26 protein-coding genes are annotated in these 24905 nt (G+C 68.9%); 6 read left to right on the top strand and 20 right to left on the bottom strand.

Annotated features, from left to right (window positions below):
• Positions 1-12: 12 nt before the first annotated feature.
• The 16 genes from GON01_RS13835 to GON01_RS13760 form a co-directional block, all read right to left on the bottom strand.
• Positions 13-1146 carry an EscU/YscU/HrcU family type III secretion system export apparatus switch protein gene (locus GON01_RS13835; RefSeq protein ID WP_157027955.1) on the bottom strand — a complete coding sequence of 378 codons (1134 nt, stop codon included), beginning with the start codon at positions 1144-1146 and terminating at the stop codon, positions 13-15.
• A complete protein-coding gene (gene fliR, locus GON01_RS13830) occupies positions 1146-1964 on the bottom strand; it encodes a flagellar biosynthetic protein FliR (RefSeq protein ID WP_181599983.1) in 819 nt (272 codons plus the stop codon). The genes GON01_RS13835 and fliR overlap by 1 nt, the downstream gene beginning before the upstream one ends.
• A 45-nt stretch (positions 1965-2009) precedes the next feature.
• Positions 2010-2279: a flagellar biosynthetic protein FliQ gene (locus GON01_RS13825; protein WP_157027954.1), complete on the bottom strand. Its 270-nt coding sequence runs from the start codon at positions 2277-2279 to the stop codon at positions 2010-2012.
• A 4-nt stretch (positions 2280-2283) separates the two neighbouring features.
• Complete coding sequence (gene fliP / locus GON01_RS13820; RefSeq protein ID WP_408640933.1) at positions 2284-3102, bottom strand: flagellar type III secretion system pore protein FliP; 819 nt, start codon at positions 3100-3102, stop codon at positions 2284-2286.
• Between the two features lie 61 nt (positions 3103-3163).
• On the bottom strand, positions 3164-3427 hold the full coding sequence (locus tag GON01_RS13815; protein ID WP_181599982.1) for a flagellar biosynthetic protein FliO: 264 nt from the start codon (positions 3425-3427) through the stop codon (positions 3164-3166).
• Positions 3424-3735 carry a flagellar motor switch protein FliN gene (gene fliN, locus GON01_RS13810; protein WP_157027953.1) on the bottom strand — a complete coding sequence of 104 codons (312 nt, stop codon included), beginning with the start codon at positions 3733-3735 and terminating at the stop codon, positions 3424-3426. Before fliN ends, GON01_RS13815 begins: the two co-directional genes overlap by 4 nt.
• Positions 3736-4680, bottom strand: a complete 945-nt coding sequence (locus tag GON01_RS13805) for a flagellar motor switch protein FliM (protein WP_157027952.1) — start codon at positions 4678-4680, stop codon at positions 3736-3738.
• Positions 4681-4686: 6 nt separating this feature from the next.
• Positions 4687-5274: a flagellar basal body-associated FliL family protein gene (locus GON01_RS13800; RefSeq protein ID WP_157027951.1), complete on the bottom strand. Its 588-nt coding sequence runs from the start codon at positions 5272-5274 to the stop codon at positions 4687-4689.
• A gap of 31 nt (positions 5275-5305) precedes the next feature.
• Positions 5306-6775: a flagellar hook-length control protein FliK gene (locus tag GON01_RS17255; RefSeq protein WP_157027950.1), complete on the bottom strand. Its 1470-nt coding sequence runs from the start codon at positions 6773-6775 to the stop codon at positions 5306-5308.
• Entirely contained in the window at positions 6775-7209 is a 435-nt protein-coding gene (locus GON01_RS13790; RefSeq protein WP_157027949.1) for a hypothetical protein, read from the bottom strand. The genes GON01_RS17255 and GON01_RS13790 overlap by 1 nt, the downstream gene beginning before the upstream one ends.
• On the bottom strand, positions 7209-8534 hold the full coding sequence (locus GON01_RS13785; protein ID WP_157027948.1) for a FliI/YscN family ATPase: 1326 nt from the start codon (positions 8532-8534) through the stop codon (positions 7209-7211). The genes GON01_RS13790 and GON01_RS13785 overlap by 1 nt, the downstream gene beginning before the upstream one ends.
• A complete protein-coding gene (locus GON01_RS13780; RefSeq protein WP_309503281.1) occupies positions 8534-9214 on the bottom strand; it encodes a FliH/SctL family protein in 681 nt (226 codons plus the stop codon). The genes GON01_RS13785 and GON01_RS13780 overlap by 1 nt, the downstream gene beginning before the upstream one ends.
• A 28-nt stretch (positions 9215-9242) precedes the next feature.
• Positions 9243-10250 (bottom strand): flagellar motor switch protein FliG, encoded by a 1008-nt coding sequence (gene fliG, locus GON01_RS13775; protein ID WP_408640932.1) that lies wholly within the window; start codon positions 10248-10250, stop codon positions 9243-9245.
• The gene (gene fliF, locus GON01_RS13770) at positions 10250-11926 is read right to left on the bottom strand and encodes a flagellar basal-body MS-ring/collar protein FliF (protein WP_157027945.1); all 1677 of its coding nucleotides are present in this window, start codon (positions 11924-11926) and stop codon (positions 10250-10252) included. Before fliF ends, fliG begins: the two co-directional genes overlap by 1 nt.
• A gap of 5 nt (positions 11927-11931) precedes the next feature.
• Positions 11932-12294 carry a flagellar hook-basal body complex protein FliE gene (gene fliE / locus GON01_RS13765; protein WP_157027944.1) on the bottom strand — a complete coding sequence of 121 codons (363 nt, stop codon included), beginning with the start codon at positions 12292-12294 and terminating at the stop codon, positions 11932-11934.
• Positions 12291-13553 carry a sigma-54 interaction domain-containing protein gene (locus tag GON01_RS13760; protein WP_157027943.1) on the bottom strand — a complete coding sequence of 421 codons (1263 nt, stop codon included), beginning with the start codon at positions 13551-13553 and terminating at the stop codon, positions 12291-12293. Before GON01_RS13760 ends, fliE begins: the two co-directional genes overlap by 4 nt.
• 245 nt (positions 13554-13798) lie before the next feature.
• On the opposite strand from GON01_RS13760, the gene GON01_RS13755 reads away from it, so the two are divergent.
• Positions 13799-14629 carry a flagellin N-terminal helical domain-containing protein gene (locus tag GON01_RS13755; protein ID WP_157027942.1) on the top strand — a complete coding sequence of 277 codons (831 nt, stop codon included), beginning with the start codon at positions 13799-13801 and terminating at the stop codon, positions 14627-14629.
• A gap of 93 nt (positions 14630-14722) precedes the next feature.
• On the top strand, positions 14723-15673 hold the full coding sequence (locus GON01_RS13750; protein WP_157027941.1) for an alpha/beta fold hydrolase: 951 nt from the start codon (positions 14723-14725) through the stop codon (positions 15671-15673).
• Here GON01_RS13750 and GON01_RS13745 read toward each other — a convergent pair.
• The 4 genes from GON01_RS13745 to GON01_RS13730 all read right to left on the bottom strand — a co-directional run bounded on the left by GON01_RS13745 (position 15560) and on the right by GON01_RS13730 (position 22161).
• Entirely contained in the window at positions 15560-16831 is a 1272-nt protein-coding gene (locus GON01_RS13745; RefSeq protein WP_157027940.1) for a glycosyltransferase family 87 protein, read from the bottom strand. The genes GON01_RS13750 and GON01_RS13745 overlap by 114 nt on opposite strands.
• An 8-nt stretch (positions 16832-16839) precedes the next feature.
• Positions 16840-19194, bottom strand: a complete 2355-nt coding sequence (locus GON01_RS13740; protein WP_157027939.1) for a hydrolase — start codon at positions 19192-19194, stop codon at positions 16840-16842.
• A gap of 49 nt (positions 19195-19243) precedes the next feature.
• Positions 19244-20281, bottom strand: coding sequence for a DUF2332 domain-containing protein (locus tag GON01_RS13735; protein ID WP_157027938.1), 1038 nt, complete (start codon positions 20279-20281; stop codon positions 19244-19246).
• 71 nt (positions 20282-20352) lie between these two features.
• Positions 20353-22161 carry an ABCB family ABC transporter ATP-binding protein/permease gene (locus GON01_RS13730; RefSeq protein WP_157027937.1) on the bottom strand — a complete coding sequence of 603 codons (1809 nt, stop codon included), beginning with the start codon at positions 22159-22161 and terminating at the stop codon, positions 20353-20355.
• Positions 22162-22247: 86 nt separating this feature from the next.
• On the opposite strand from GON01_RS13730, the gene GON01_RS13725 reads away from it, so the two are divergent.
• From GON01_RS13725 to nusB, 4 genes are read left to right on the top strand one after another with little or no spacing between them, the layout of a single operon-like run.
• Positions 22248-22478: a hypothetical protein gene (locus GON01_RS13725; protein WP_157027936.1), complete on the top strand. Its 231-nt coding sequence runs from the start codon at positions 22248-22250 to the stop codon at positions 22476-22478.
• 38 nt (positions 22479-22516) lie between these two features.
• Entirely contained in the window at positions 22517-23167 is a 651-nt protein-coding gene (hisG, locus tag GON01_RS13720) for an ATP phosphoribosyltransferase (RefSeq protein ID WP_157027935.1), read from the top strand.
• Positions 23164-24453 (top strand): histidinol dehydrogenase, encoded by a 1290-nt coding sequence (hisD, locus tag GON01_RS13715; RefSeq protein WP_157027934.1) that lies wholly within the window; start codon positions 23164-23166, stop codon positions 24451-24453. Before hisG ends, hisD begins: the two co-directional genes overlap by 4 nt.
• Positions 24450-24902, top strand: coding sequence for a transcription antitermination factor NusB (gene nusB / locus GON01_RS13710; protein WP_157027933.1), 453 nt, complete (start codon positions 24450-24452; stop codon positions 24900-24902). Before hisD ends, nusB begins: the two co-directional genes overlap by 4 nt.
• Positions 24903-24905 lie beyond the last annotated feature (3 nt).

Genomic DNA, 24905 nt, shown 5'->3' with positions numbered 1-24905 from the left:
GGGCTGACGAAATCAGGCCTTGGCGATGCGCACGCCGTTTTCGTCGAACAGCGCGGAATCGGGCACGATCACGTTGGGCTGGCCGCCGCCGGCGCGCAGGTTCACGCCGAACACGAAGGCGAGGACCGTCGCGATCGCGACATAGAGGTCGTCGCGCACTTCCTGGCCTTCGCGGCTGGTATAATAGACCGCGCGCGCCAGCGCCGGATATTCGAGCACCGGCTTTTCCAGTTCCTGCGCCAGCTCGCGGATCGCCAGCGCCTTGGCGCCGCGGCCCTTGGCGACCACCACGGGCACCTGGTCCTGACCGCGCTCGTAGCGGAGCGCGACTGCGAAATGGGTCGGGTTGGTGAGCACCACATGCGCGGTCTGGACCGATTTGCGCGCGCTCTGCTTGAAGATCTCGTGCATCCGCCGGCGCTGCGCGCCCTTGGCTTCGGGCGAGCCTTCGGCCTCCTTGTGCTCGTCCCTGATCTCCTGCTTGCTCATCTTGAGCTTGTTCAGCAGCCGGATGAACTGGATCGGCACGTCGACCCCGGCGATCAGCAGCAGGCCGCCGGACATCACCAGAAGCAGCAGGATCAGCCGCCAGCCGAGGGCGGTGACGCTGCCTTCCACGTCGCCCGCGACCAGTCCCAGCGATTGCTGGCGCATCGACCACAGCATCCAGACGCCGATCGAGCCCAGCAGCGCGACCTTCATCAACCCTTTGCCGAGTTCGATCCAGCCGTGCATCCCGAAGATGCGCTTGAGGCCGCTGCCCGGATTGATGCGCGACCCCTTGAACCCGATCAGCTTCGACTGGAAGCTGACGCCGCCGAGGCCGGCCTGGCTCAGCACCGACACGCCGATGCTGATCGCGAACAGCATCACCATCGAGGGAGCGAGCGTCAGCCCGACACTCAGGATCGGGCGCAGCGGCTGGAAGTCCTCGACGTCGGCGCGGCCGAATTGCAGGCTTTCGCGCATAACGGCCTTCAAGGCGCCGATCAGCGCCGGGCCGGACAGGGCCAGCCACAGCACGCCGGCCAGCACGACGGCGGCGGCGGTCAGCTCGCGGCTGCGGAGGACCTGGCCGTCCTCGGCTGCCTTCTGCCGTCGCTTGGGCGTCGGCGCTTCTGTTTTCTCGGCGAATTCCTCTGCCATCAGCCGAGCACCAGATTGGCCGTGGCCGACAGCGCTTCACGGATGATCAGGCCCATCGCGTCGCCCATCGCAGGAAAGGCGATCGCGAGCGCGACCAGGCCGGTCGCGAGGCTCGCCGGCAGGCCGATCGCGAATAGGTTCAGCGCCGGCGCCGAACGCGAGATCATCCCGACGATGATGTTGAGGCACAGGAGGATGAAGCCGACCGGCAGCGCCAGCAGCAGGCCGGACGCGAAAGCGTAGCTGCCGAACAGCGCGATCGCCTTCAGCTTTGCGGCCGAGAGCCAGGCCTCGCCCGGGGGCAGCACGCTGTAGCTGCGCACGACCAGGTCGACGAGGATCAGGTGCCCGTCCAGCGCCAGGAACAGCAGCACCATCACGATCGACAGGAACTGGCCGAGCGCGGGGCTCGGCGCGCCGCGCTGCGGATCGACGCTGGTGGCAAAGCCCAAGCCCATCGTGTTGCCGATCGCCTCGCTGGCGACCAGCGGCCCGGCAAAGGCGATCTGCAGGATGAACCCCAGCGCAAGGCCCACCAGCGCTTCCTGCGCGACCTGCAGGAACGTCTCCAGCGAGAACACGGCTTGCGGCGTCGCCACCGAAGCATTGTTGACGACCAGGATGCCGATTGCGCCCGCGAGCACGATGCGGACCGGCAGCGGCACCGACACCGCGCCGAACACCGGCGCGGCGACGAACGCCGCCCCGATCCGCACCATCACGAAGATCAGCGCGAACAGGGCCGGTTCGACGGAGGGCAGGCCGAGCCCGAGCACGCGACTATTCTGTGCTCCGGCAAAGGCCGGAGCCCTTGGCATATTCTCGCACGGCTCCGGTCTTCGCCGGAGCACAGAGACTTTGCGTCACTTCACCAAATCCGGAATGCGATCGAAGATCGAGATGGTGAAGTCGGAGAGCAGGCCCATGATCATGCTGCCGAAGATCACCAGCGAGATGCCTACCACCGCCAGCTTGGGCACGAAGCTCAGCGTCGCTTCGTTGATCGAGGTTGCCGCCTGCACCATGCCGAGCAGCAGGCCGGCGAGCAGCGCCGGGACCAGCACCGGCAGCGTCGCCAGCGCCAGCACCCAGAGCGCCTCGCGGCCCACTCCGATGAAATAGGATGCGTCCATCGCGCTAACTCACGAAGCTGTTGGCGAGCGAGCCCATCGTCAGCGCCCAGCCGTCGACGAGGACGAACAGCAGCAGCTTGAAAGGCAGGGAGATGATCGTCGGCGACAGCATCATCATGCCGAGCGCCATCAGCACGCTTGCGACGACCAGGTCGATGACCAGGAACGGCAGGAAGATCAGGAAGCCGATCTGGAACGCGGTCTTCAGCTCCGACGTGACGAAGGCCGGCAGCGCGATCGAGAAGGGCACGTCATTGGGGGTCGCGAACGGCCCTTGCTTGGCGATGCCGGCGAACATCTGCACGTCCTTCACCCGCGTCTGCTTCATCATGAAGCCGTGCAGCACGTTGCCGCTGCGCGAGATCAGCTCGCTCGCCTGGATCTGGCCGGCGGCATAGGGCTTGATCGCCTCCGCGTTCACCCGGTTCAGCACCGGCGACATCACGAACAACGTCAGGAACAGCGACAGCCCCACCAGCACCTGGTTCGGCGGCGTCTGCTGCAGGCCAAGCGCTTGCCTCAGGATCGACAACACGATGATGATGCGGGTGAAGCTGGTCATCATCAGCAGCAGCGACGGAAGCACCGTCAGCAGCGACATGATGATCAGGACCTGCAGGCTCAACGACAGCGGCGCGCCGCTGCCCGAGGTGCCGCCGATCTGGCTCAGCGCGCGGTCGAGCGCCTCGGGCGCGCCCGGCTGCGCCGCGGGCGCGGCGGCCGGCGCTGCGGCAGGCGCGGCCTGAGCGAATGCAGGCACCGCAAAAAGCAGGGCGAAAAGGATGAAAGCCGCCAGCCAGAGGCCAATCGTGCTCCGGCGCAGGCCGGAGCTCTGGGTGGAACGTTGCAACGCTCCGGCCTGCGCCGGAGCACCAAGAACAAGATCAGACACGCGGAGCGTCTCCACGATCCACCAGCTGGACGCCGCCGCGGCCGACCGAGACGAGCAGCTTGCGGCCCTCGAACTCGATCACGGCGAGGCGCAGCCCCGGCGAGATCATCATGCTTTCCTTGATCGCGATCGCGCGCGTGCCCTGGTTGCCGGGCAGCTTCTGCTCCAGCTTGCGCCAGGCCCAGAGGCAGGCGACCAGCAGGCCGCAGACCAGCGGCAGCAGCAGCGCGAGCTTGAGGAGATAGGTTCCGATCACAGCGGCGTCGCGCCCGCGGCCGGCGTGGCCTGGTCGGCCAACTCGGTGATGCGGATGCCGAAGCGCTCGCCGACCGTCACGACCTCGCCCCGGCCGATCAGCGTGCCGTTGACCAGCACGTCGAGCAGTTCGTTCGCATAGCGATCGAGCTCGATCACGCTTGATTCGCCGAGCGCGAGCAGCTCGCGCAGCTTCAGGCTGGCGCCCCCGACTTCGACCGACAAGCGGACGTCGACATCCTGCAGCAGGCGGAAATTGGCGGCGATGCCAAGATCCTTCGGCAGGCCGGTATGGCTCATGTCACTCATTCAGGAATCCTCGTCCTCGAGAGGTTCGATGCGATGAACGCGGATCGCGGCGCGGCCGTTCGAGGCCCCGACTGCGCCGCGCGCGAAACGGTTGTTGGAGACCAGCAACGGGATTTCCGGCCCGAAGCTGATCGGGATGATGTCGCCCGGCTTCAGCGTCATCAGTTGCGCGAGCGGGATGACCGGCTCAGCCAATACCGAGCGGACCGGCAGCTTCACCTGCATTACCGCGCGGGCGAGATTGTTGGTCCAGGCCGGATCCGCGGCCTGACGGCGCGACTGGACCTTGGACGAAAGGATCGCCGCGATCGGCTTCAGCGAGGCGGCGGGATAGAGGAGGTCGATCTCGATCGGCCGGGCCTCGCCCACCGTGAGCACGAAGCGGGTGCGGACCACCCGGTCCTCGCCGTCGATGTGCGACAGCATCGCCGGATTGGCCTCGGTGCGGCCGGGCTGGAACGCGATTTCGGCCAGCTCGCCCCAGGCGCCGGACAGGCGCTCGGCAAAACCGGCGGCGATTCGCGCGATCATCGCCTCGGCCGTCGGCGTGAACTCGGCCGGCAACGGATTCGGCGGAAGGCCCGGACCGCCGAAATAGAGGTCGACCAGGCGGAAGGTCAGCGCGCCGTCCAGCACCAGCATCGCCTGGCCGGACAGCGGCGCCATGCCGATCATCGTGACGCTGCTGAGCGCCTGGCCACGAGATGATTGATAGGCGTCGAACCGCTCGACCGCGATCGGCTCCGCCGACACCTTGACGGCCTGGCGGAGCAGCGGCTCGAACAGGCCCCGCAGCGATCGGGCGAGGCGCTGGTTGACCTGGGCCAGGGCCTGCAGGTCGCCCAGCGGATTCGCGGACGCGCTCGCCAGCACCGGCGCGTGCTGCGCCGTCGCGCGCCCGGAGGCGGCGCCCTGAACGGGTGTGGTGGAAGCGGCCTTAACCATATCCGGCTACTGAACAATGAAATTGGTAAAGTAGACGTTAGCGACGCCTCCGAAACCTTCCTTTTCCTTCAAAACATCGTTGATCGCCTTCGCCAGGCGACGCTGCAGGTCCTTCTTGCCCTCGGGCGTGAAGATCTGCTCCTCGTCGGTATCGGCGAGCGTCATCAGCACCGCCGAGCGCACGGCCAGCTCGTGCGCCTGCAGATGCTCGATGACCTTTTCGTCATAGGGCGTCGAAACGGCGAGCCCGACCTGGATCAGGTGAACGCTGTCCTTCAGGTTGGAGGTGAACTCCTTCTCCATCTGGAAATAGCTCGATTCGTATTTCGGGCCCTCGGCCGATTCGCCGCCGCCGCCATGGCCGCCTTCCTCGCCTTCCTTTTTGGCGGGCTTGGAGCCCTTGGGCAGCAGCTTGGGCAGGTCCTTGCCTTCGGGCTCGGCGGCCTTGGTGCTGCCGATCATCCCGGACGAGGCAAGGAAGATGCCGCCGCCGACACCGGCTCCGGCGAGGACGAGCGCGGCGAGAATAGTGATGAGCCCCTTCTTGCCCTTCTTCTTGGGAGCGGCGGCTTCCGGAGTAGCTGCGGTGGCCATGGTCTTCAGGCTTTCTGTGGCTGGGTGTGGATCAGGCGATCAGGTCGCCATCGGGGTTGAAGTCGGACTCCGCCGCGGCCGATTCGGTCGGGCGGGGACGGGTCGGCGCGGCCGGCTGCTGGTCCGGCGCCTGGCGGCGATCATGCGATTCGGCACCGCCGAAGCCGGTGTGGGCGAAGCGGATGCCACGTGCCTCGGCGAGCTCGTGCAGCCTGGGCGCGGCGTCGCTCAGCAACTGGCGCGCCTGGGGCGTCTCTGCGTTCAGCGTGACGTGGAGCCGCTCCTGGCGCTGCTCGATCTTGACGTCGACCGGGCCGAGCGCGTCGGGGACAAGGCGGATCTGGGCATCGCGCCTGCCGCCTTCCGGCTGCGGCATCTCGGCGATGCGGTCAATCATGGCCTGCACCCATTCGGCGCGGCCGGTGTCAATCACCGGCCGATGCACGGCTGCGAAGCTCGGGTGCAGCGGTGCAGGCGGCGCCACGGCCGGCTGGGGCAGCGGCGACGACGTCGCGGCCGCGAGCGGGGCGGATTCGCCCGCGCTTCGCGAGTCATGGCCATCGCGCTCACCGACCGCCGCCTTCACCAGCTGGGCGATGTCGCGCGCGACCTCGGGCGGCAGCGTAAAGCTGTGGGGTAGTGCAGTCGCCTGCTGCGGTGCGGCCGGCTGGGGCGCGGTGACCGGCTGCTGCGCAGCCGTAGCCGGCGGCGAGCCGGTGCCCGCCTGTGCGGGCGCAGGCCCTGGTTGCGCCGGCGGCGAGCCGGGGTCGGCCTGTGCGGGTACAGGCCCGGGTTGCGCCGGCGGGGCGGCGGGCTGCGCCGGTTTCTCGGCGGCGACGGCACCGGTCTCGGGTCCGCCGGGGGCCTCCGCCTGCTGCGGCGGAGGCGGCGTCCAGGCGACAGGCGCAAAGCCGGGCGCGGGCGGCGGAGCATCGGCGGCCTGTCCCGGCGCCGGCTGCGAGGGCACGGCCTTGTCGGTATCGGCTGCGGGCGCGGAGGGATCGGCGTCGGGCAGGTCGACAGCCGGTTCAGGTGGAAGCTGGACCGGCGCGGGGGCGCCGGGCTTCGCTTGCGGCGCGCGAGGCATGCCGGGCTTCCCGATATCCAACCCGCAGGCGATCGGACCCGGGTCGGGAGACGCAGGCGATGCCTGCGGCGCCGGCTCGTCTCCGGCGACGGTGATGGGCGCAGGAGCCGCAGCCGTCGTCGGGGCAACACCCGGAACCGGGCCGGCGGAGCCGACCATCACGGCTTCGACGTCGAGCTCCGGCAAGGGCGCCGGCGCACCGGCAACATCCGGCCGCTGCGGCGGCAAGTTCGTGCCGGTCGGCGGCAGCTGGAGCGGCGGCGATGCGTCAAGCGCGGAGCCGAGCCCGTCCATCACGCTGGCGAACGCGGGCGGCGCCGCCCCGTCGGTCGCCGCGATCGGACTCGCGGCGACCGGTGAGAGGCCGGTGAGCAGGGTCGGAACCCCGGGCAGAGAGATGTTGAGCGACGGCATCAGCCGTCCTTCAGCAAGGTCCGTGCCAGCGCACGTGCATGATGCGGCGCGTTTTCGAGCGCCTTGCGCGCCGCCGCCGCCTGCAGCTCCAGCTCGCGCTCGATCAGCTTCTCGACGACGCCATGATCGCGCTTGGCGGCGCTGGCCGCGTCGCGCGCCTGGTCGAGCTGCTGGTGCGCGATCTGGACCCGCCGCTGCGCCTCGACCTGGCTCTTCGCCAGCCGGTCGCGATAATGGGCGGCGGCGAACAGGCTGAGGCCCTGGTCACGCCCCTCTCGCGGGGCGACGTCCTGGCGGAGCGACTCGATCCGTGCGGCAAGCGCGGTGGCGCTGGAGGCGCGCTCGGCGGCGGCCGCCTGCTCCGCGCGCGCAAGGTCGAGCTGGAGCGAGCGGACGCGCAGCATCCGGCCGAGCCGCTTCGCGTCGCGTGCCATCAGCCGTCGCCGAAGATGCCGACCAGCTCGGCGGCGGAATCATCCAGAGAAACGGCGGCATCGGCGTCCTGCCGGATATAGTCGAGGATCGCCGGGTGATAGGCGAGCGCCTGGTCGATCTGCGGATCGGCGCCGCCGCGATAGGCGCCCATCAGGATCAGGTCCCGATTCTCCTCATAGGTGGCGAGGTGGCGGCGCAGCACGCGCGCGGCGGCGATATGTTCGGGTGCGGCAATGTCGGTCATCACCCGGCTGACCGAGGGGCCGAGATCGATCGCCGGATAGACGGCGCGCTCCGCGAGGCTGCGCGAAAGCACGATGTGGCCGTCCAGGATCGAGCGGGCCGAGTCGACGACCGGGTCGCTGCCGTCGTCGCCGTCGGCGAGCACGGTGTAGATCGCCGTGATCGAGCCGCCGCCCTTGGCATCGGCGCCGGCCCGCTCGATCAGGTTCGGCAGCATCGCGATCGCGGACGGCGGATAGCCGCGCGCCGAGGCCGGTTCGCCCAGCGCAAGGCCGATCTCCCGGCCCGCGTGCGCGACGCGCGTCAGCGAATCCATGATGAGCAGCACGCGCTTTCCTTCGGCGCGGAACGCCTCGGCGATCGCGGTCGCGCGCATCGCGCCGCGGATGCGGAGCACCGGCGAATGATTGGCGGGCACGGCGACGATTACCGCGCGCTCGCGCGCCGCGCCGGCGACCTTGGTTTCAAGGAAGTCCGTAACCTCGCGGCTGCGCTCGCCGATCAGACCGACCACGACCACGTCCGCCTTCACTTGGCGGACGATCATGCCCAGCAGCACCGACTTGCCGACGCCGGAGCCGGCCATGATGCCGACGCGCTGGCCCTGACCGATCGTCAGCAGGCCGTTGATCGCGCGTACGCCGACGTCGAGCGGCTGCGTCACGCGGGCGCGGTCGAGCGGGTTCTGCGGCCTGCCGGCAAGCGGCCAGCTCTTGGCGCCGCGGATCGGGCCGAGCCCGTCGATCGGATTGCCGGCGCCGTCGACGACGCGACCGAGCAGCGCGGAGCCGACCTGCGCCTCGCCCGGCTGGCCGACCGGCCGCACCGGCGCGTCGGGAAGCAGCGGCGCGGGGCCGCCCAGGTTCATCAGCAAGGTCTTGCCGGCCCGAAAGCCGATCACTTCGGCTTCCACCGCGCCCGCGCCGGAGCCGATCCGGCAGACGGTTCCGACTGGCACCGTGATGCCGACGGCCTCCATCAGCAGCCCGTCGAACGAGGCGAGCCGCCCGACCACTTCAGGTTGCGGCGAGAAGTCCAGGGCCAGGCGCGAGAGATAGTCTTCGGCAAATCGCTTCAGCATCAGCCGGCATCCGGCAGTGCCGCCCGATCGAGCGCGGCGGCGAGTTGGGCGAGCCAGGCGTCCGGACCGTCCTCGATCGAGGTGGTGCGGGTCTCGATACGGAAGCCGCCGCGATCGATCTCCACGTCGGCGACCGCCGTCACCGTCGCGGGCAGCTGTGCCTCGACCAGCGGCAGGTCCTCAGGATTGAGCTTCAGCACCGCGGCTTCGGCGCTGTCGGCAAGCAAGGCGACCGCCGACTCGACGCGGCGGCCGAGCATCTCGGCCGAAACCCCCGCCTCGCCGATCAGGCGCGACACCAGAAACATGACGGTCTGCCTCAACCGGCCGGCGAGCGCGTCGCGATCGAAGGCGCTGATCGCCTCCAGGCCGGCGGCAATACGGGCGAGCGCCTGCGCATCTGCCTCGCCACGCTCGGCCGCCATCCGTTCGGCGGCGGCCATGCCCTCGGCAAAGCCTTCGGCGCGCGCGGCATCGATCGCGTCGTGCGGCGGCTGCCGGTCCGAATTTCCCTTCTCGCCCATCGGGTCGAACGGATCCCAACCCGCCGTCGGGTTGGCGCCCGGCGTGGCCGGGCGGAAATGCTGCGGCTGCGGTGCCGGCGAGAAATGGACCGGGCCGCCCGCCGCGAAGCCGCCGCGCATGCCCGACATCGCCGCCCCCAGCGCACCGAAATCCACCGGCCGCGCCTCAGCGGCCCCTGCGAACCTAGACATAGTCGTCGTCTCCGCCGGCGAGGCGGATCGCGCCGTCCTTGGCCATCTGGCGGGCGATGCCGAGGATCGTCTTCTGCGCCTCCAGCACCTCCGACAGCTTGACCGGGCCGCGTGCTTCCATCTCGTCGCGGATGCCGTCCGCCGCGCGGCTGGACATGCAGCCGAGGAACTTGCCCCGCGCCGCATCGTCGACGCCCTTCAGCGCCAGCACCAGCACGTCCGATTCGACGCCGCGCAGCAGCGTGCCCATGCTCTTGTCGTCGAGCGCGAGCAGATGATCGAAGACGAACATCTCTTCCTCGATCGCCTTCGCGGTCTCCTTGCTGATCTTGGCGACCTTCGGCATCACCCGCTGCTCGGTGGCCTTGCGGGCATTGTTCATGATCGCCGCCGCTTCCTTGGCGCCGCCGAGCGGGACCGCCGCCGCGCTCTGGGCGGCGCTGGCGCGGCGCGACAGCACGTCGCGCAGCATGTCGAGCGCATCGGGCGGAATCGGACCCAGCGTCGCGATCCGGTGCAGCACGTCCGGCTGCATCGCGTCCGGCAGCTGCTCGATCACCTGGGCGGCGACGGCCGGATCGAGATTGACCAGCAGCACTGCCGCGATCTGCGGATGCTCGTCCTTGACCATCGCCGCGATCTCGCCTGCGTCGAGCCAGTCGAGCAGCGGAATCGCGCACGCTTCCTCGCGCGGGGTGATGCGGGCCAGCACGTTCTCCGCCTTGTCCGCGCCCAGCGCCTTGGTCATCATCGTCTCAATCTGCGGACGCGGATCGAAGCCGATCGTGTTCTTGCCCTTCGCCTTGCCGACAAACTCGTCCAGCACCTCGACGACCTGCGGCTCGGCGACGTCCGCGACCGCGAACATCGCGCGGCCCAGCATCCGCACTTCCTCCGGGTCGAGGTTCTGCAGGATGGCGGCGGCTTCGTCGTCGCCGACCAGCATCATCAGCACCGCCGCCTTTTCGACCCCGGTGAACGCCCGGGCGGGCTCCTGCATCATGCGGCGGCCTTCCCGTCGGAGCGGATCATGTCCTTGACCGCGAGCGCGGCGCGCGCCGGGTTGTCGCGGGTGAAATCGCGCACCAGCTTCACCTTGTCCTCATAGTCCTGGGCATTCTCCAGCGCCTCGACGCTGACCCCCTGCGGCCGCGTCATCGCGAACTCGCCGAGGTCGCTGCCGCCTTCCTCGCGCTTCCTGCCCATCATCTTCAGCATCGGCTTCAGCCCGACGAAGAGCACCAGCAGGGCAATCACCAGCGCGGTCAGGTTGCGGGCGACGACCGGGAACCAGCCGGCATCATACCAGGGCGACTTCGCCTCTTCCTCGCTCGCTCCCGCAAACTTGCGCGAGATGACCGTCACCTGGTCGTTGCGGGCGGCATCGTAGCCGACAGCGGCGCGGACCAGGTCCGTGATCTGCGCGATCTCCTGCGGGTTGCGCGGCTTGCCCGTCTCGGGATCGCGCAGCACCACCGCGACCGACAGCCGCTTGATGCTGCCCGGCACCGCGCGGGTGACGGAGATTTCCTTGTCGAGCTCATAGGCCCGCGAGAACTGGTCCGACTGCTTCAGCTGGTCCGGCACCTTGCCGCCAGGAACCGGCGTCGCGGCACCGGCAGGAGCGGCTGCCTGACCGGCCTTGACCTGCGCTGCGGGCGGCGGCGTGTTCGAGAGCGTGCCGGGAATACCTTCGGCACCGACCGGCCCCGCCTGGTTGCCCGTCCAATTGCCCTGTTCGGCGCGCAGCGCCCCTTCCTTGCCGTAAGCCTCGCGCGTCGCCTGGCTTTCGTCCAGATTGACCTCGGCCTGCACCTCGGCGCTGAAATTCCCCGCGCCGACCAAGGGCGTCAGCAGCTGCGTCAGCTGCTCGCGATACTTGTTCTCAACCCGGCGCTGGAAATCAATGCGCTCGTCGTTGACGCCGCTCGCGCCGGCGCCGCCGGGCTTGGTCAGCAGCGAGCCGGCGCCGTCGACGATCGTCACCGCATCGGGCTTCATGCCCGGCACGGACGACGCGACGAGGTTCACGATCGAGCGGACCTGCGCTTCCGACAGCGACTGGTTGGCGGCGAGCCGCACGATCACCGACGCGGACGGCGCCGCGTTGTCGCGGACGAACACGGTGTTTTCCGGCATCGCGAGGTGCACGCGCGCCTCGGTGACGCCTTCGATCTCCTCGATCGACTTGGCCAGCTCCGTCTCGCGCGCCTGGCGCAGGCGTTCGCCTTCCACCGCGCGGCTGACGCCCATCGGCAGCTGGTCGAGGATCGCATAGCCACCCGGCGTCGCCTTGGGCAGGTTCTGCGAGGCGAGCAGCATCCGCGCCTTGTAATAATCGTCCGCGGCGACGGTCAGCGTGCCGGTCTGCGGGTCGATATGGCTGTCGATCTTGGCCTGGGACAATGCCTCGGACGCGGATGCCTTGTCGGCGTCCGATAGGCCTGAGAACAGGATCTTCTGCGGCGGCGTCGCGACCAGGGTCCAGGCGAGCGCGGCGGAGCCGAGCAGGCCCAGCAGGCCGATCAGCGGCGCGCTTTTCTTGACCGCGGGCTGAGCCCAGACGCGCTGCAGCGCGCCCATCGGGTTGCGCCCGGCATCGCCGAGAGCGGCGCCGGCGGGAGCGGCGGGGAGGACCTCGCCTTGCGAAGCTGGGGTGAGTGCGTTGCTGGCCATCTAGATTATACCGGCATGCTCATGATGTCCTTGTAGGCGGACAGGAGTTTGTTGCGGGCCTGCAGCGTCGCTTCGAACGCGACCGAGGCCTTCTGGCGGGCGAGCATCACCTGGGCGACGTCGACGGTCTCGCCGCGCTCATAGGCTTCGCTGGCCTGCTGCGCGGCGCTCTGGCTGGCATTGACCTGCTTCAGCGCCGCGTTGAGGGTCGCCGCAAAGCTGTTGCCGGCGCCCGAGGCGGCGTCGTTCGTCGCCGGAGCGGCATTGCCGCCGACCTGCGCCGCCTTTTGCAGGGCGGCGTTGCGCTCGAGGATTTGGGCGCGGATCGCCATCACGCGATCGGCGCCCGAGATGCTGCTGATGCTCATGCCCAGGCACTCCGGCTAGGGGCGATATTGCCGCCGGCTTCGCGGATGCGGGCCAGGCGGTAGCGCAGGGTGCGCTCGGAAATCCCGAGGCGCTTGGCGGTCTCGGTGCGGTTGCCGCCGCAGGCCGCGAGCGCGTCCTGGATCGCCTGGACCTCGTGCAGCCGCACGATGTTGCCGAGGGTCGGATCGGCGGCGGGAACCGGCACCGGGGCCGGACGCGCGGTCGCATCGAACACGATGTGGCTGGCCTCGATCCGGTCAGCGGGCGCGAGCAGCAGCGCGCGCTGGATGACGTTCTCGAGCTCGCGGACGTTGCCCGGCCAGTCATGCGCCTGCAGCGCATCGAGCGCGGCCTGGGTCGGCCAGGGCATCGCGGCCCGATTGCCGGCGTGGCGCAGGATCATCGTCGCGGCCAGCGCGGCAATGTCCTGCCGGCGATGCGCCAGCGGCGTGGTGGTGAGCGGGAAAACGCTGAGGCGGTAATAAAGGTCGGCGCGGAAGCGGCCGGCCTCGACTTCGGCGGGCAGGTCGCGGTTCGCGCAGGCGATGACGCGGACATCGATCGGCTCGGGCGTGGTCGCGCCCAGCGGCACCACTTCGCGCTCCTGGAGCACGCGCAGCAGCTTGGCCTGCAGGCCAAGCGGCATTTCCGCGATTTCGTCGAGCAGCAGCGTGCCGCCATGCGCGGCGCGGAAGAAGCCCTGCGCAGCCTGGCCGGCGCCGGTGAAAGCGCCCTTGGTGTGGCCGAACAGCAGCGCCTCGAGCATGGTTTCCGGGAGCGCGGCGCAATTGACGGCAACGAACGGTCCGTCCGCGCGCGGCGAGTTAGCGTGGATGTGGCGGGCCAGCACTTCCTTGCCGGTCCCGGTCGGGCCGTTCACCAGCACGGTGATGTCGCTGGCGGCCACCCGCTCCGCGAGCGCGAACAGGGCGAGCGTATTCGGATCGGCGGCAGTCGGCGCGGTGCCGCGCAGCAACGCGGCGGCAAAGGCGTGGCCGAACACCAGGTCTTCCTGGCCATAGCCGAGGCGTGCCGGCGCGGTATCGCCGGCCGCAACGAGCCGGCGGTCGTCGCCCGATCCCAGCACCAGCGTGGAGCGCGGAGCCGGCAGCGGCTCGCCTTCGGTCACGATGAACGAGTCGCCGGCATTGATGCGGCCGCCGGCGAACGGCCGGACATCCCAGCCGAGTCCGCGCAGCCACGACAGCAGCACCGTCTGGGTCTGTCCCGCGGCCTCGCTGTAGAAAATCGACTGCATCTTCTGTTCTGCCCCCGAGATTGTCCGGCCTCGCGGCCTTCGGGGGCTGGTATCGGCGAACAGGGTAAAGCCCCGGTTAACGCTGCCTTCTTTGCCGCATGCGCGCGTGAGGGACGCCGGAAAAATCCGCCAGGCCACCCTAAAGTCCGGCTGATGGCGGCCGTTCAGTGCAGTGGCGGCTCTGGCTTCGATCCGGCTCTCCGGGGGGAAGGAGCGACAGCCGGAGTGACATTTGGAGACGTGTTATGACTGTTATTTCCACCAACTCGGCAGCCCTGCGCGCCCAGAACGGTTCGCGCATGGCAGAAGCTTCGCTGCAGACGGCGATGGAGCGCCTGTCGACCGGCAAGCGCATCAACAGCGCCAAGGACGACGCGGCGGGCCTCGCCATCGCCTCGACGATGACCGCGGCGATCCGCGGCATGAGCCAGTCGATCCGCAACGCCAATGACGGCATTTCGTACGCCCAGACCGCTGAAGGCGCGCTGAGCGAGGTTTCGAACATGCTGCAGCGCATCCGCGAGCTGGCGGTGCAGTCGGCTTCGGGCACCTACTCGAACACCGACCGCACCAACCTCAACACCGAGGTCACGGAGCTCAAGGCGCAGATCACCAACATCCTGGCGACCACCGAGTTCAACGGCACCCGCATCTTCAACTCGGGCAGCGGCTCGGGCTACACGGCGAAGGCGGGTTCGGTTGCGATCCAGATCGGCGCGAACAACGGCGACTCGATCAGCCTGACCTTCACCTCGCTGTCGAACCTGAACTCGAGCACGGCCGTCGACAGCGACACCAACGCGAAGACGGCGATGGACAATGTCGACACCGCGCTGGATGCGGTCAACACGACCCGCGCGTCGCTCGGCGCCGGCCAGAGCCGCCTGCAGTCGGTGGTCAACAACCTGACGCAGAACGTCGCCAACCTGTCCGATGCGCGTAGCCGCATCGAGGACACGGACTTCTCGGTCGAGACGACCAATCTCGCCAAGTCCCAGATCCTGTCGCAGGCCGCGACGGCGATGCTCGCCCAGGCGAACCAGAGCCAGCAGAACGTGCTGAGCCTGCTGCGCTAAACGGCTTCGCACCAGTAGCGTAAGCGTTCCAAGCCCCCGGCGCCCTGCGGCGCCGGGGGTTTTCTTTTGGCAGCCGCGGGCCGACAAACGGCCATGGCAGAGCGAAAAACGCCCCCGATTGCGAAGCTGGGCCTGGCCGCAGCGGCTTTGGGCGCGGCCGCGCTCTACAATCGCCGCCGGGCCCGTGACGCCGAGGCGGCAACGCCGCCGGCCGGCCGCTTCGTCGAAGTCGATGGCGTCCGGCTGCATTATGTCGAGCGCGGCGCGGGCCGGCCCCTGGTGATGTTGCACGGCATGGCGGCGCTGGTGCAGGACCTTCTCGGCTCCGGCCTCGTCGATCGCGCCGCCGCGCAATACCGGGTGATCGCGTTCGATCGCCCCGGCTACGGCTATAGCGAGAGGCCCGGCGGCCGATTGTCCACGCCTGAAGCGCAGGCGGCCCTGATCCGCGGCGCGCTCGCCGGGCTCGGCATCGAGCGGCCGCTTGTGCTGGGGCACAGCTGGGGCACTCTGCCCGCACTCGCCCTGGCGCTCGGGCATCCGCGGGACGTGGCCGGGCTGGTGCTGCTCGCCGGCCCCTATTTCCCGGTGATGCGGGCGGAACCGATGCTGCTCGCTGTGCCGGCGCTGCCGATCCTCGGCACCTTGCTGGCAAACACGGCGATGCCGCTGCTGGCCCGCGCCGCGCGCGCCCGAATTGTCGAGCAGATCTTCGCGCCCGATCCGGTGCCTGCGGCCTTCGCCGCCTTCCCGGCCGAGCTGGGGCTGAGGCCAAGCCACATCCGGGCGACGGCAGGCGATGCCGGGCTTCTGCAGCTTGCCGAGCTTCGACTCTCTAAGCGTTATGCCGAGCTGCAGCTTCCGGTCGCGATCGTTGCCGGCGTTGGTGACCGGCTGGTACCTTTTGCGCAGGCCGAGCGGCTGCACCGGCTATTGCCGCAGAGCAGCCTTCACCGGCTGGAGAGGCACGGTCACATGGTCCATTGGGTCGCGCCGGACCGGGTCATGACCGCCATCCGGGAGGTCGACCAGCGCGCCGTATGACGTCCGCCCCGACAGGCCGGCCACGAAGATGAGGAGGCCCGCGAGAGTGTAGGACGCCATATAGGCGATCGTGCTGGGCCAGACCTGCTCATACGGGACCGGCCCCGCCCCGATCAGCAGAGCGAAATTGATCGGACGGAAGACGAGGCCGAGGGCAAGGCACAGGCACACCGCCGCCCAGCGCCGGAGATGCCGGATCAGCAGCAACAGGGTCCCGGCCAGCAAGAAGTCATAGCCGTGGAGCGGCAGCACGAAGACCGCGGCGGCAACCGTGGCGATCCAGACGTCCTCGATCGGCCCGTGGCGGCGGAGCGCGAGCAGGCAGCTGCCGATCGCGAGAGCGACGTAAAGCAGCGCCGACAGCTCGGGACCGCCGCTCAGCGCGGCAACAAAGTCCAGCCCCGCCAGCTCCAGCGGCCGGTTCCATTTCAATGTCGGATAGACGGAGAGATTGGCGAGCAGGCGCTCCATGCTTTCGGCAAAGCCGCCGAGCCCGGACACGACGATGAGCGGAAGACACAGCAGGCCGGTCGCTGCCAGCGCCAGCATGGCCGGACGGCGCAGCTCCCGCCTGGACAGGGCGACCGCTGCGAAGATCAGCCCGAACTGGGGCTTGAGCAGCAGCAATGTCAGGCCCAGGCCCGATATGGCCGCATTGCCCCGACGGAGCCCGAACATCATCGCGGCGAAGCCGAACAGGACGAGGACATTGGTCTGGCCCAGATCGAACCCGGCCAGCGCGGCATCCGAGAAGCACGCGAACAGCAGGAAGGCGATCGCCGCGGCGGGAGGAACGGGCCGACCGGGACCGTTCGCGGCCAGCCAGGCTAGGATCGCGGCGCCGCCCAGTAGCACCAGGTTGGCGGCCTTCCATGCCAGGAACGCGTGATGCGGCGCAAGGCACGCCAGTCCGGTCGCGATCAGCCACCATTGCGGCGGATAGACCCACACGAACTGCGGCGGCAGGCCGTGCGCCGCCGCATAGGCCGCGAACTGCGGTCCATAGGGATCGAGCCCGTCCAGCCACATGCGGCCGGCGGCGTAGAAGGTCGTCGCGTCGACCTGGAACAGATTGCCCAGCTGCGAGACGGCGAGGACCAGCAGACCGGCGCCGAGAGCCGCCGCGAGCGCTATCGGCCGGAGAGCATGGCCGCGCATCGAATCGATCAGGCTGCCTGCCTGACGTCCGCCGCTTCGCCGCGCCGCACGACCGGGCGGAAGACGATGTACAACATCACGTCGACATCGCGCTTCAGTCCTGGCGGCGGGACCATGGTCAGCGACGCCAGGCTGGTGCAGCGATACAGGCCCGGCGCGAGCGTCTCCATGCCGTCATGGACCGGCGTCGCCGGCACCGACAGCCCGTCGCCCTTGGTGCCGAAGCTTTCGACGATATGGACGCGGGCCGATTCGATCTGCACGCATTCGAGCACGGCGCCCCATTGCACGCCGACCGTGAACCGCCCGGCGCCCATCGGCACCGCCATCGCATAATAGCCGTCATGGGTCGGATGCGCTTCGATCTCGGTCAGGGTCTGGCCCTGCGCGTCCGCGATGATCACCGGGAGCGTCATCGGGAAGCCGGCCATGTCGCCGGTCGTAATCTCCAAGCCGTAGCGGCACCAGGCGAGCATCGACAGGTTGAGCGACAGGCCCTGCCCGCGAATCTCGCCCGGGATGTAGATGCGATTGGCGTGCATCAGATAGGGAAGGCCGCGCGATCTGAGGCCGGCGACGGCCGCTTCCGAGTCGACCAGCGGAACCAACGCTTCGGTGCCGAGATTCACGTCGTGATCGAAGCGGAGAAGCACCTCCACTTCTTCCGGCGTCGGCAGGTACAGCAGCCGCGCGAGCGATGCCCCGGCCGCGATGCGCCACGGCTCGAAGTCTCCCGGCAAGGCGACGTCCTTGCTGCGGCGGGCGAAGGCGACCGCCCCGGCCTGCGCCCGATCACGCGTCGCGCTCTGGGCGGACTTGATTCCCGCCACTTTCCGGACCGGCGTACCGTCGAATTTATAGTCGACGACCGATCCCTGCGCGATCGTGCAGAGCTGCTCAAGCACCGCGATGGGGCCGAACAGCGAGTCGAGCACCCTTTGATCATAATGGCGCGCATCGATCAGCCCCCGCTTGTCGAGGCCGGTCTGCTGGCCTTCGCGCAGCAGCAGGTAGCGACCGGCCACCTGAAGCCCCATGCGCTCGACCAGCATCGGGGCGATCTGATCCTGAACGGAACCCTGGTAACCGAGGTCGGCGAATATGACGGCATCGCCTTCCGCGACGCCGACGCGCTTGAGGTGCGCCATCAGCCGATCCGCGAACCGCGCTGAACGATGGACGATCTGGCGCAGCATCTCGGGCCGCAGCACGGTCGCGACGAAGTCCGGATCGTCGGCCAGCTCGTCAAGCTTCAGCTTCGCAAGCTCGCCTTGCTTGAAGTGAAACTGCCCCGCCAGCATCCCCACGGAGATGTACTTGCCTTCGTGAAAAAGGCGGGCCCGCACCGCCGCCTCGTCGACCAGGCTGGCGCCTGCGGCGGTGTGGCGGCTGATCTCGACCAGCCGAGCGGGCTCGTCGGCGAACAGCTCTTCGAACACCCGGCCGGGAAGAAAGCCGTCGCGCAGCAGGAACAACAGGTGCGTGCGCCGGCCGCTCCGCTCGGCGATCGCGCGCCGCTCCTCGCGCAGCCAATGGGCGTAGGTCTGCAGCAACGGCCCCAGAACATCGTGGCCGAGCGCAAAGGCCGGGTCCGATTCCTCGCGGAGGGAAACGAGCGGACGGTGCGGCTGCCATGCGGGCCGCGTGACGCGCACGTCCGGCTGGATCATCGCGCTGGCCGCCGCTTCGAGGCGAAGCCGCGCCCTGGCCGCGTCGTCGAATTGCAGCAGGTGAACCGTGTTGATCCCGAGTTCGCTGGGCGCGACCTGGTCGGCAACGGGATTGTCGCCGACATGGAGCAGCTCGCCGGGCGCGGCGCCGAGCGCTTCCAGCACCGGCCCGAACAGCCCGTCGCTCTTGTTCATTCCATAAGCGCTCGACGGGAAGACGCGATCGATCAGCGCCGCGATGTCCGCGCCCGCCGCCGTCGCGATCAGTGCGCGCAGCTGGGCCTCGTCCAGGTAGGTGTCGGACACGATCATCACGCCCAGCCCCCGCGCCTTGGCGTCGCGGATCAGCTGCTTGACCGGCTCGAACCCGAAGCAGTGGCGCGCTTCGGCAGCCAGTTCGGCCTCGACCGAGGCAGCGACATCGCCGCCGGGCCGAAGCCGCTCGTGGATATCATCAAGCGACACCTCGAAGCTGTCGCGGTACAATTTGGCCCAAGCTCGCGCAGCGTCTTCGGCGCGGCGCCGCGGCTCGATCGCGCCGCCGGGGAAATCGAGGTCGGCGAACACATCGGCCGGCGTCGCCGTATCGCGCCAGACGAGCGTATCGAAACAGTCGAGCGACAGCCAGCGCACACCCGGCGGCGCCTGGTCGAGCAGGGTGGAGAGTTCGGACGAACGCAGCTGGATCTTCATGGGCACCTCGATTTGGCGCCCTTGTTGGCGGAAGATGGTTGAGAAGGCTTTAACCGTGCCAGGCGATGGCGCTGCCGTGCGGATGGCCGGTCGCCAAATGCCGTTCGCGCCCGCCGGGCCACTGCGTCAGGTGCAGCTCGGCGACCCCGCCCTGCCCGTTGAGCTCGTAGCGTGCCCAGGCGAGTGGCCGCGCGCGCGTCGCGCGTTCGCCGGCTCTGGCCAGCGCAGAGCGCACCCGCGCCTGCTTGTCGGCCGGCACATAGGTCCAGAAAATGGTGTGGAAGATCACCCGGCAGACCCCGTCCGCCTGCGGCTCAGAGAGCACCGCCTCGACAAAATCGGCGGCATCGGCCTGCTGGACCCGGGGCGGGTGCGCGGCGGCGAGCGCAAGCGCGGCTTCGAGCCGCTGGATGCGCTCCGCCTGGTCGGCCCAGCAATAGGCCATCAGCCGCTCGCGTTGCGCAGGATCGGCGACCGGCACCGGACTCTGGTCGATCGCGCAGCGAGAGACGACCCTGACCTCGGCTTGAGGCGGCGAACCGCCTTCCCATGCGGGCGCAAGCTGGAGTGGCGACTCGGCATAGCCCGCCTGCGTTTCGCCGAGACGATAGCCGAAGCGGTCGAGGTTCTGGTTGAGCCCGGCGCTCGCGCCCAGCTCGATCAGCTCGAACGGCAGCCCATAGTCTTCGGCGAGCAGCAGCAACGCCGCCATGATCGGCGCGGCGCGGCCGGTCTCGTTGGTTTGCGGTGGCGAATCGAGCCAGGACGAGAGCTCCGCATCGAAGCGATGCAGTACGCCGGCGACCACGGCGTCGCTGCCCTCGAGCTCACCCCTGTAGAGCCGCGACAGCCGCTCGTCGGCCCCGCGCCGCGCGAGCGCGTGGAAGCCGCCGGCGAGCCGCAGCGGCACCGAATCGCCGCTGCCGCGCGGATCGCCCTGCCAATCAAGCACGCGCCGGCCGGTTTCGGTCGACCGATCCAGCGCCGCGGCGATCCCGCGCACCACGGCGGCAGTGACGGGCGTGCCAGAGCGGTCGCAGAAGATCGCCTGGTTGCGGAAGGCTTCACGTACGTCTTGCTCGCTCATGCACCGCGGGTGGCATGGCGTGAGTTTCGGGTAAAGCTGCCTCTTATTCCGTTCGGTCTCTGGAGACCGCGCTATGCCTCCGCCATCTCCGCTTCCGCCGCCTGGCGCGCCCACATCTCCGCGTAGAGCCCGCCCTGCCGCAGCAGGCTGGCGTGGGTGCCGCGTTCGGCGACGCGGCCTTCGTTCAGCACGACGATCTCGTCGGCGTCGACGATCGTCGACAGGCGGTGGGCGATGACGATCGTGGTGCGGCGCTCCGACACGTCGCGCAGCGTACGCTGGATCGCGCTTTCGGTGCGGCTGTCGAGCGCGCTGGTCGCTTCGTCGAGGATCAGGATCGGCGGGTCCTTCAGCAAGGTGCGAGCGATCGCGACGCGCTGCTTTTCGCCGCCCGACAGCTTCAGCCCGCGCTCGCCGACCTGGGATCGGTAGCCCTCCGGCAGCTTCGAAACGAAGCCGTGGATCGCAGCGCCCTGTGCCGCAGCCTCGATCTCGTCCTGGGTCGCCCCGGCGCGGCCATAGCCGATATTGTAGCCGATCGTGTCGTTGAACAGCACCGTGTCCTGCGGGACGATGCCGATATTGGCGCGCAGCGTCCGCTGCTGCACGCGGCCGATATCCTGCCCGTCGATCGAGATGCTGCCGCCGCTCACGTCGTAAAAGCGGAACAGCAGCCGCGCGATCGTTGACTTGCCGGCGCCCGACGGCCCGACGATCGCCAGCGTCTTGCCGCCGGGCACCAGGAAGCTGACGCCCTTCAGGATTGGCCGGCCCGATTCATAGCCGAAGCGGACATTGTCGAACTTCACCCGGCCCTCGCTGACGATCAGCGGCTGGGCGTTGGGCACGTCGACGACTTCGGCATTGGTGTCGATCAGGTTGAACATCGCCGCCATGTCGATCAGCCCTTGGCGGATCGTGCGATAGACCATGCCGAGCATGTCCAATGGCCGGAACAGCTGGGCGAGCAGCGTGTTCACCAGCACCACGTCGCCGGGCGTGAAGCGGCCCTTGCTCCACCCCCAGACCGTGAAGCCCATCGCGCCCGCCATCATCAGGTTGGTGATCAGCGACTGGCCGATATTGAGCCAGGCGAGCGAGTTCTCGGACTTGACTGCGGCATCGGCATAGGCGCGCGCGGCCTTTTCGTAGCGCGCGGCCTCACGGTCCTCGGCGTTGAAATATTTGACCGTCTCGTAGTTCAGCAGCGAATCGACCGCCTTCGCGACCGCGCCGGTGTCGAGCTCGTTCATCTGCTCGCGCAGCTTCGCGCGCCAGTCGGTCACCTTGCGGGTAAAAAGGATGTACGCCGCCACCATACTGAACGTCGCCGCGACCATGCCGAAACCGAATTTGACCCAGAAGATCACCGCGACCGCGCCCAGCTCGATCACGGTCGGGCCGATGTTGAACAGCAGGAAATAGAGCATCACGTCGATGCTCTTGGTGCCGCGCTCGATCACCTTGGTGACGGCGCCCGTCCGCCGCTCCAGGTGGAAGCGCAGCGACAGGTCGTGCAGGTGCCGGAACACATGGGTCGCCAGCCGCTGCGTCGCGTCCTGGCCGACCCGCTCGAAGATCGTGTTCCGCACATTGTCGAAGAACACGCCGCCGAAGCGGGCGGCCGCATAGGCGACGACCAGCGCGACCGCGAGGGCGGCGCCCGGCTCCAGCCCCGGCGCCATCCGGTCGATCGCGCCTTTGTAGGCGAACGGCATCAGCAGCGTCGTCGCCTTCGCGATCAGGATCAGCGCCAGCGAGGCGACGACGCGCCTGCGGATCGCCGGCTCATGCTCCGGCCACAGATAGGGAAGGAAGCGGCGGAACATCGCCCAGCTGAGCCGGTCGTCCGATGTGCCCCCGGTCACAGATTTCGACATCCTCGTCGATGTAGGGAGGACCGCGCGCGAAACCAATGCAACCGGTCGCAATGTCATTGGTTGAGTCGCTCCCGAGGAGAGTGGCGATGGGCCCGTTCATTTACGTGATGGCGATCATGGGCTGCGGCGACGGCGGCTATCAATGCACGCAGGCCCGCATCGTCGACACGCGCTTCGAAACGATGGCCCAATGCCAGCAGGCCGCCGAAGCCGAGCTGATCAGGAACGGCGACCTCGACTTCCCCGAACTGATGGCGAGCTGCCGCTCAGTCACCAACCAGATTGCGCTCAACGACACGAAGCCGCGGCAGCGTTAGTTGCCCGGCGGTGGCGGCACCTCTAAAGCCGCCCGGCCATGGCCGATCCCGTCATCATCGCCGTGCCGAAGGGGCGCATCCTCGACGAGGCACTCCCCTTGCTCGCGCGCGCCGGGATCAAGCCTGAGCCCGCCTTTGCCGATGAAGCCAGCCGCGCGCTCCGCTTCGCGACCAACCGGCCGGACATCTCGCTGATCCGCGTGCGTGCGTTCGACGTCGCGACCTTCGTCGCGCACGGTGCCGCGCAACTGGGGATCGTCGGCTCCGACGTGCTGATGGAGTTCGACTATTCCGAGCTCTACGCGCCGGTCGACCTCGGCATCGGGCGCTGCCGCGTATCGGTGGCCGAGCCGGCGACGCTCGCCGCGCTGGACGACCCGCGCGAATGGAGCCACGTCCGCGTCGCGACCAAATATCCGGCGCTGACCCGCCGGCATTTCGAGGCGCGGGGCGTGCAGGCCGAATGCGTGAAGCTCAATGGCGCGATGGAGCTGGCGCCGCTGCTCGGCCTGTCCAGCCGGATCGTCGACCTGGTGTCCTCCGGCCGCACGCTCAGGGAGAACGGGCTGGTCGAGGTTGAGGTCATCGCCGAGGTCAGCGCGCGCCTGATCGCCAACCGCGCGGCGTTCAAGATGCGCTCGCCGCAGATCGGGCCGCTGATAGACGCGTTCCGGGCGGCGGTGCGATGATCCGCCTTTCCGCCTCCGATCCCGATTTCCGCGCCCGCTTCGACGCGCTGGTGAATGCGCGGTGCGAGGCAGATGCCAACGTGTCGCTTGACGTGCTCGGGATTCTCTCTCGCGTGCGTGCAGAAGGCGACGCTGCGCTGCGCGACTACACACAAGCGTTCGATGGCCACGACCTCGAAACGAGCGGCTGGCAGATCGATGCGGCGGAATGCGGGGCGGCGCTCGATGCGCTCAGGCCCGATCTGCGCGAGGCGCTGGAGCTCGCTGCCGCGCGCATCGCTGCCTATCACGAAAAGCAACGGCCGGCGGATCGCGACGAAGTCGACGCCGCAGGCGTGCGGATTGGCGCACGGTGGCGGCCGGTCGAGGCGGCAGGGCTGTACGTGCCCGGGGGACGGGCGGCATACCCGAGTTCGCTGCTGATGAACGCGATTCCCGCCAAGGTCGCCGGAGTCGAGCGGCTGGCGATGGTGACGCCGACGCCTAAAGGCGAGGTCAATCCGCTCGTGCTGGCGGCGGCGGCGCTGGTCGGCATCGAGGAAATCTGGCGCATCGGCGGCGCGCAGGCGATCGGGGCGCTCGCGTACGGGACCGACCGGATCGATCCGGTCGACGTGATCGTCGGGCCCGGCAACGCCTGGGTCGCGGAAGCCAAGCGCCAGCTCTACGGCGTGGTCGGCATCGACATGGTGGCGGGGCCATCGGAAATCCTGGTCATCGCCGATGCGGACAACGATCCCGAATGGATCGCCGCCGACCTGCTGAGCCAGGCCGAGCATGACCCGACCAGCCAGTCGATCCTGTTCACAGACGACCATGGGTTCGCCGGCGCGGTTGCGGCCGCGGTCGACCGCCAGACCGGCGAACTCGCCACCGGCGCGACGGCGCGAGCGAGCTGGGACGCGAACGGCGCGATCATCCTGGTCGAACGGCTGATCGACGCCGCGCCGCTGATCGACCGGCTCGCGCCCGAGCATCTGGAGCTGGCCGTCACCGATCCCGAGCCGCTGTTCGCGGCCGTGCGCCACGCCGGCTCTGTCTTCCTTGGCCGCCACACGCCGGAAGCGATCGGCGATTATCTGGGCGGCCCAAATCATGTCCTTCCGACCGGCCGCCGCGCGCGCTTTTCGTCGGGGCTCAGCGTGCTGGATTTCATGAAGCGCACGAGCTTTCTCGGCTGCTCGGCGGAGTCGCTGCAAAAACTTGGGCCGGCCGCGGTTGCACTGGCGGAGGCGGAAGGGCTACCGGCCCACGCACGCTCCGTCGCCCTCAGATTAGGCCAATGACCCAGACCGCACGATCCAAATCCCGTTCCGCCGCCCGCCTTGCCGCGGTGCAGGCGCTGTACCAGCAGGAAATGGAAGGGACCGCGCTCCGTCCGCTGTTGCACGAATTCCACATGCACCGGCTTGGCGCGACGATCGAAGACGTCGAATATGCCGATGCCGAGGTCGCCTTCTTCGACGACATCGTGACCGGCGTCGACGCGCGGCGCGAGGAAATCGACCGGCTGATCGCGGCCAAGCTCGCCCAGGGCTGGAGCCTGTCCCGGCTCGACCGCCCGATGCGCCAGATCCTGCGCGCCGGCACCTACGAGCTGCTCGCCCGCGCCGATGTGTCGGTGGCGAGCGTGATCAGCGAATATGTCGACGTGGCGCACGCCTTCTACGACAAGCGCGAGACCGCCTTCGTGAACGGGCTGCTCGATACCGTGGCGAAAGAGGTGCGGAAGTAGCCC

Source organism: Sphingomonas horti (assembly GCF_009753715.1).
Classification (GTDB): domain Bacteria; phylum Pseudomonadota; class Alphaproteobacteria; order Sphingomonadales; family Sphingomonadaceae; genus Sphingomonas_B; species Sphingomonas_B horti.
The sequence above is the reverse complement of the archived record's forward strand: the minus strand, read 5'-3'. Positions and strand labels throughout refer to the sequence as shown.

Excerpts from the sequence above, each read along its gene's own strand:
- GON01_RS13835 (WP_157027955.1), bottom strand. The coding sequence starts at position 1,146 with ATGGCAGAGGAATTCGCCGAGAAAACAGAAGCGCCGACGCCCAAGCGA.
- fliR (WP_181599983.1), bottom strand. The coding sequence starts at position 1,964 with ATGCCAAGGGCTCCGGCCTTTGCCGGAGCACAGAATAGTCGCGTGCTC.
- GON01_RS13825 (WP_157027954.1), bottom strand. The coding sequence starts at position 2,279 with ATGGACGCATCCTATTTCATCGGAGTGGGCCGCGAGGCGCTCTGGGTG.
- fliN (WP_157027953.1), bottom strand. The coding sequence starts at position 3,735 with ATGAGTGACATGAGCCATACCGGCCTGCCGAAGGATCTTGGCATCGCC.
- GON01_RS13805 (WP_157027952.1), bottom strand. The coding sequence starts at position 4,680 with ATGGTTAAGGCCGCTTCCACCACACCCGTTCAGGGCGCCGCCTCCGGG.
- GON01_RS13800 (WP_157027951.1), bottom strand. The coding sequence starts at position 5,274 with ATGGCCACCGCAGCTACTCCGGAAGCCGCCGCTCCCAAGAAGAAGGGC.
- GON01_RS17255 (WP_157027950.1), bottom strand. The coding sequence starts at position 6,775 with ATGCCGTCGCTCAACATCTCTCTGCCCGGGGTTCCGACCCTGCTCACC.
- GON01_RS13790 (WP_157027949.1), bottom strand. The coding sequence starts at position 7,209 with ATGGCACGCGACGCGAAGCGGCTCGGCCGGATGCTGCGCGTCCGCTCG.
- GON01_RS13785 (WP_157027948.1), bottom strand. The coding sequence starts at position 8,534 with ATGCTGAAGCGATTTGCCGAAGACTATCTCTCGCGCCTGGCCCTGGAC.
- fliG (WP_408640932.1), bottom strand. The coding sequence starts at position 10,250 with ATGCAGGAGCCCGCCCGGGCGTTCACCGGGGTCGAAAAGGCGGCGGTG.
- fliF (WP_157027945.1), bottom strand. The coding sequence starts at position 11,926 with ATGGCCAGCAACGCACTCACCCCAGCTTCGCAAGGCGAGGTCCTCCCC.
- fliE (WP_157027944.1), bottom strand. The coding sequence starts at position 12,294 with ATGAGCATCAGCAGCATCTCGGGCGCCGATCGCGTGATGGCGATCCGC.
- GON01_RS13760 (WP_157027943.1), bottom strand. The coding sequence starts at position 13,553 with ATGCAGTCGATTTTCTACAGCGAGGCCGCGGGACAGACCCAGACGGTG.
- GON01_RS13755 (WP_157027942.1), top strand. The coding sequence starts at position 13,799 with ATGACTGTTATTTCCACCAACTCGGCAGCCCTGCGCGCCCAGAACGGT.
- GON01_RS13750 (WP_157027941.1), top strand. The coding sequence starts at position 14,723 with ATGGCAGAGCGAAAAACGCCCCCGATTGCGAAGCTGGGCCTGGCCGCA.
- GON01_RS13745 (WP_157027940.1), bottom strand. The coding sequence starts at position 16,831 with ATGCGCGGCCATGCTCTCCGGCCGATAGCGCTCGCGGCGGCTCTCGGC.
- GON01_RS13740 (WP_157027939.1), bottom strand. The coding sequence starts at position 19,194 with ATGAAGATCCAGCTGCGTTCGTCCGAACTCTCCACCCTGCTCGACCAG.
- GON01_RS13735 (WP_157027938.1), bottom strand. The coding sequence starts at position 20,281 with ATGAGCGAGCAAGACGTACGTGAAGCCTTCCGCAACCAGGCGATCTTC.
- GON01_RS13730 (WP_157027937.1), bottom strand. The coding sequence starts at position 22,161 with ATGTCGAAATCTGTGACCGGGGGCACATCGGACGACCGGCTCAGCTGG.
- GON01_RS13725 (WP_157027936.1), top strand. The coding sequence starts at position 22,248 with ATGGGCCCGTTCATTTACGTGATGGCGATCATGGGCTGCGGCGACGGC.
- hisG (WP_157027935.1), top strand. The coding sequence starts at position 22,517 with ATGGCCGATCCCGTCATCATCGCCGTGCCGAAGGGGCGCATCCTCGAC.
- hisD (WP_157027934.1), top strand. The coding sequence starts at position 23,164 with ATGATCCGCCTTTCCGCCTCCGATCCCGATTTCCGCGCCCGCTTCGAC.
- nusB (WP_157027933.1), top strand. The coding sequence starts at position 24,450 with ATGACCCAGACCGCACGATCCAAATCCCGTTCCGCCGCCCGCCTTGCC.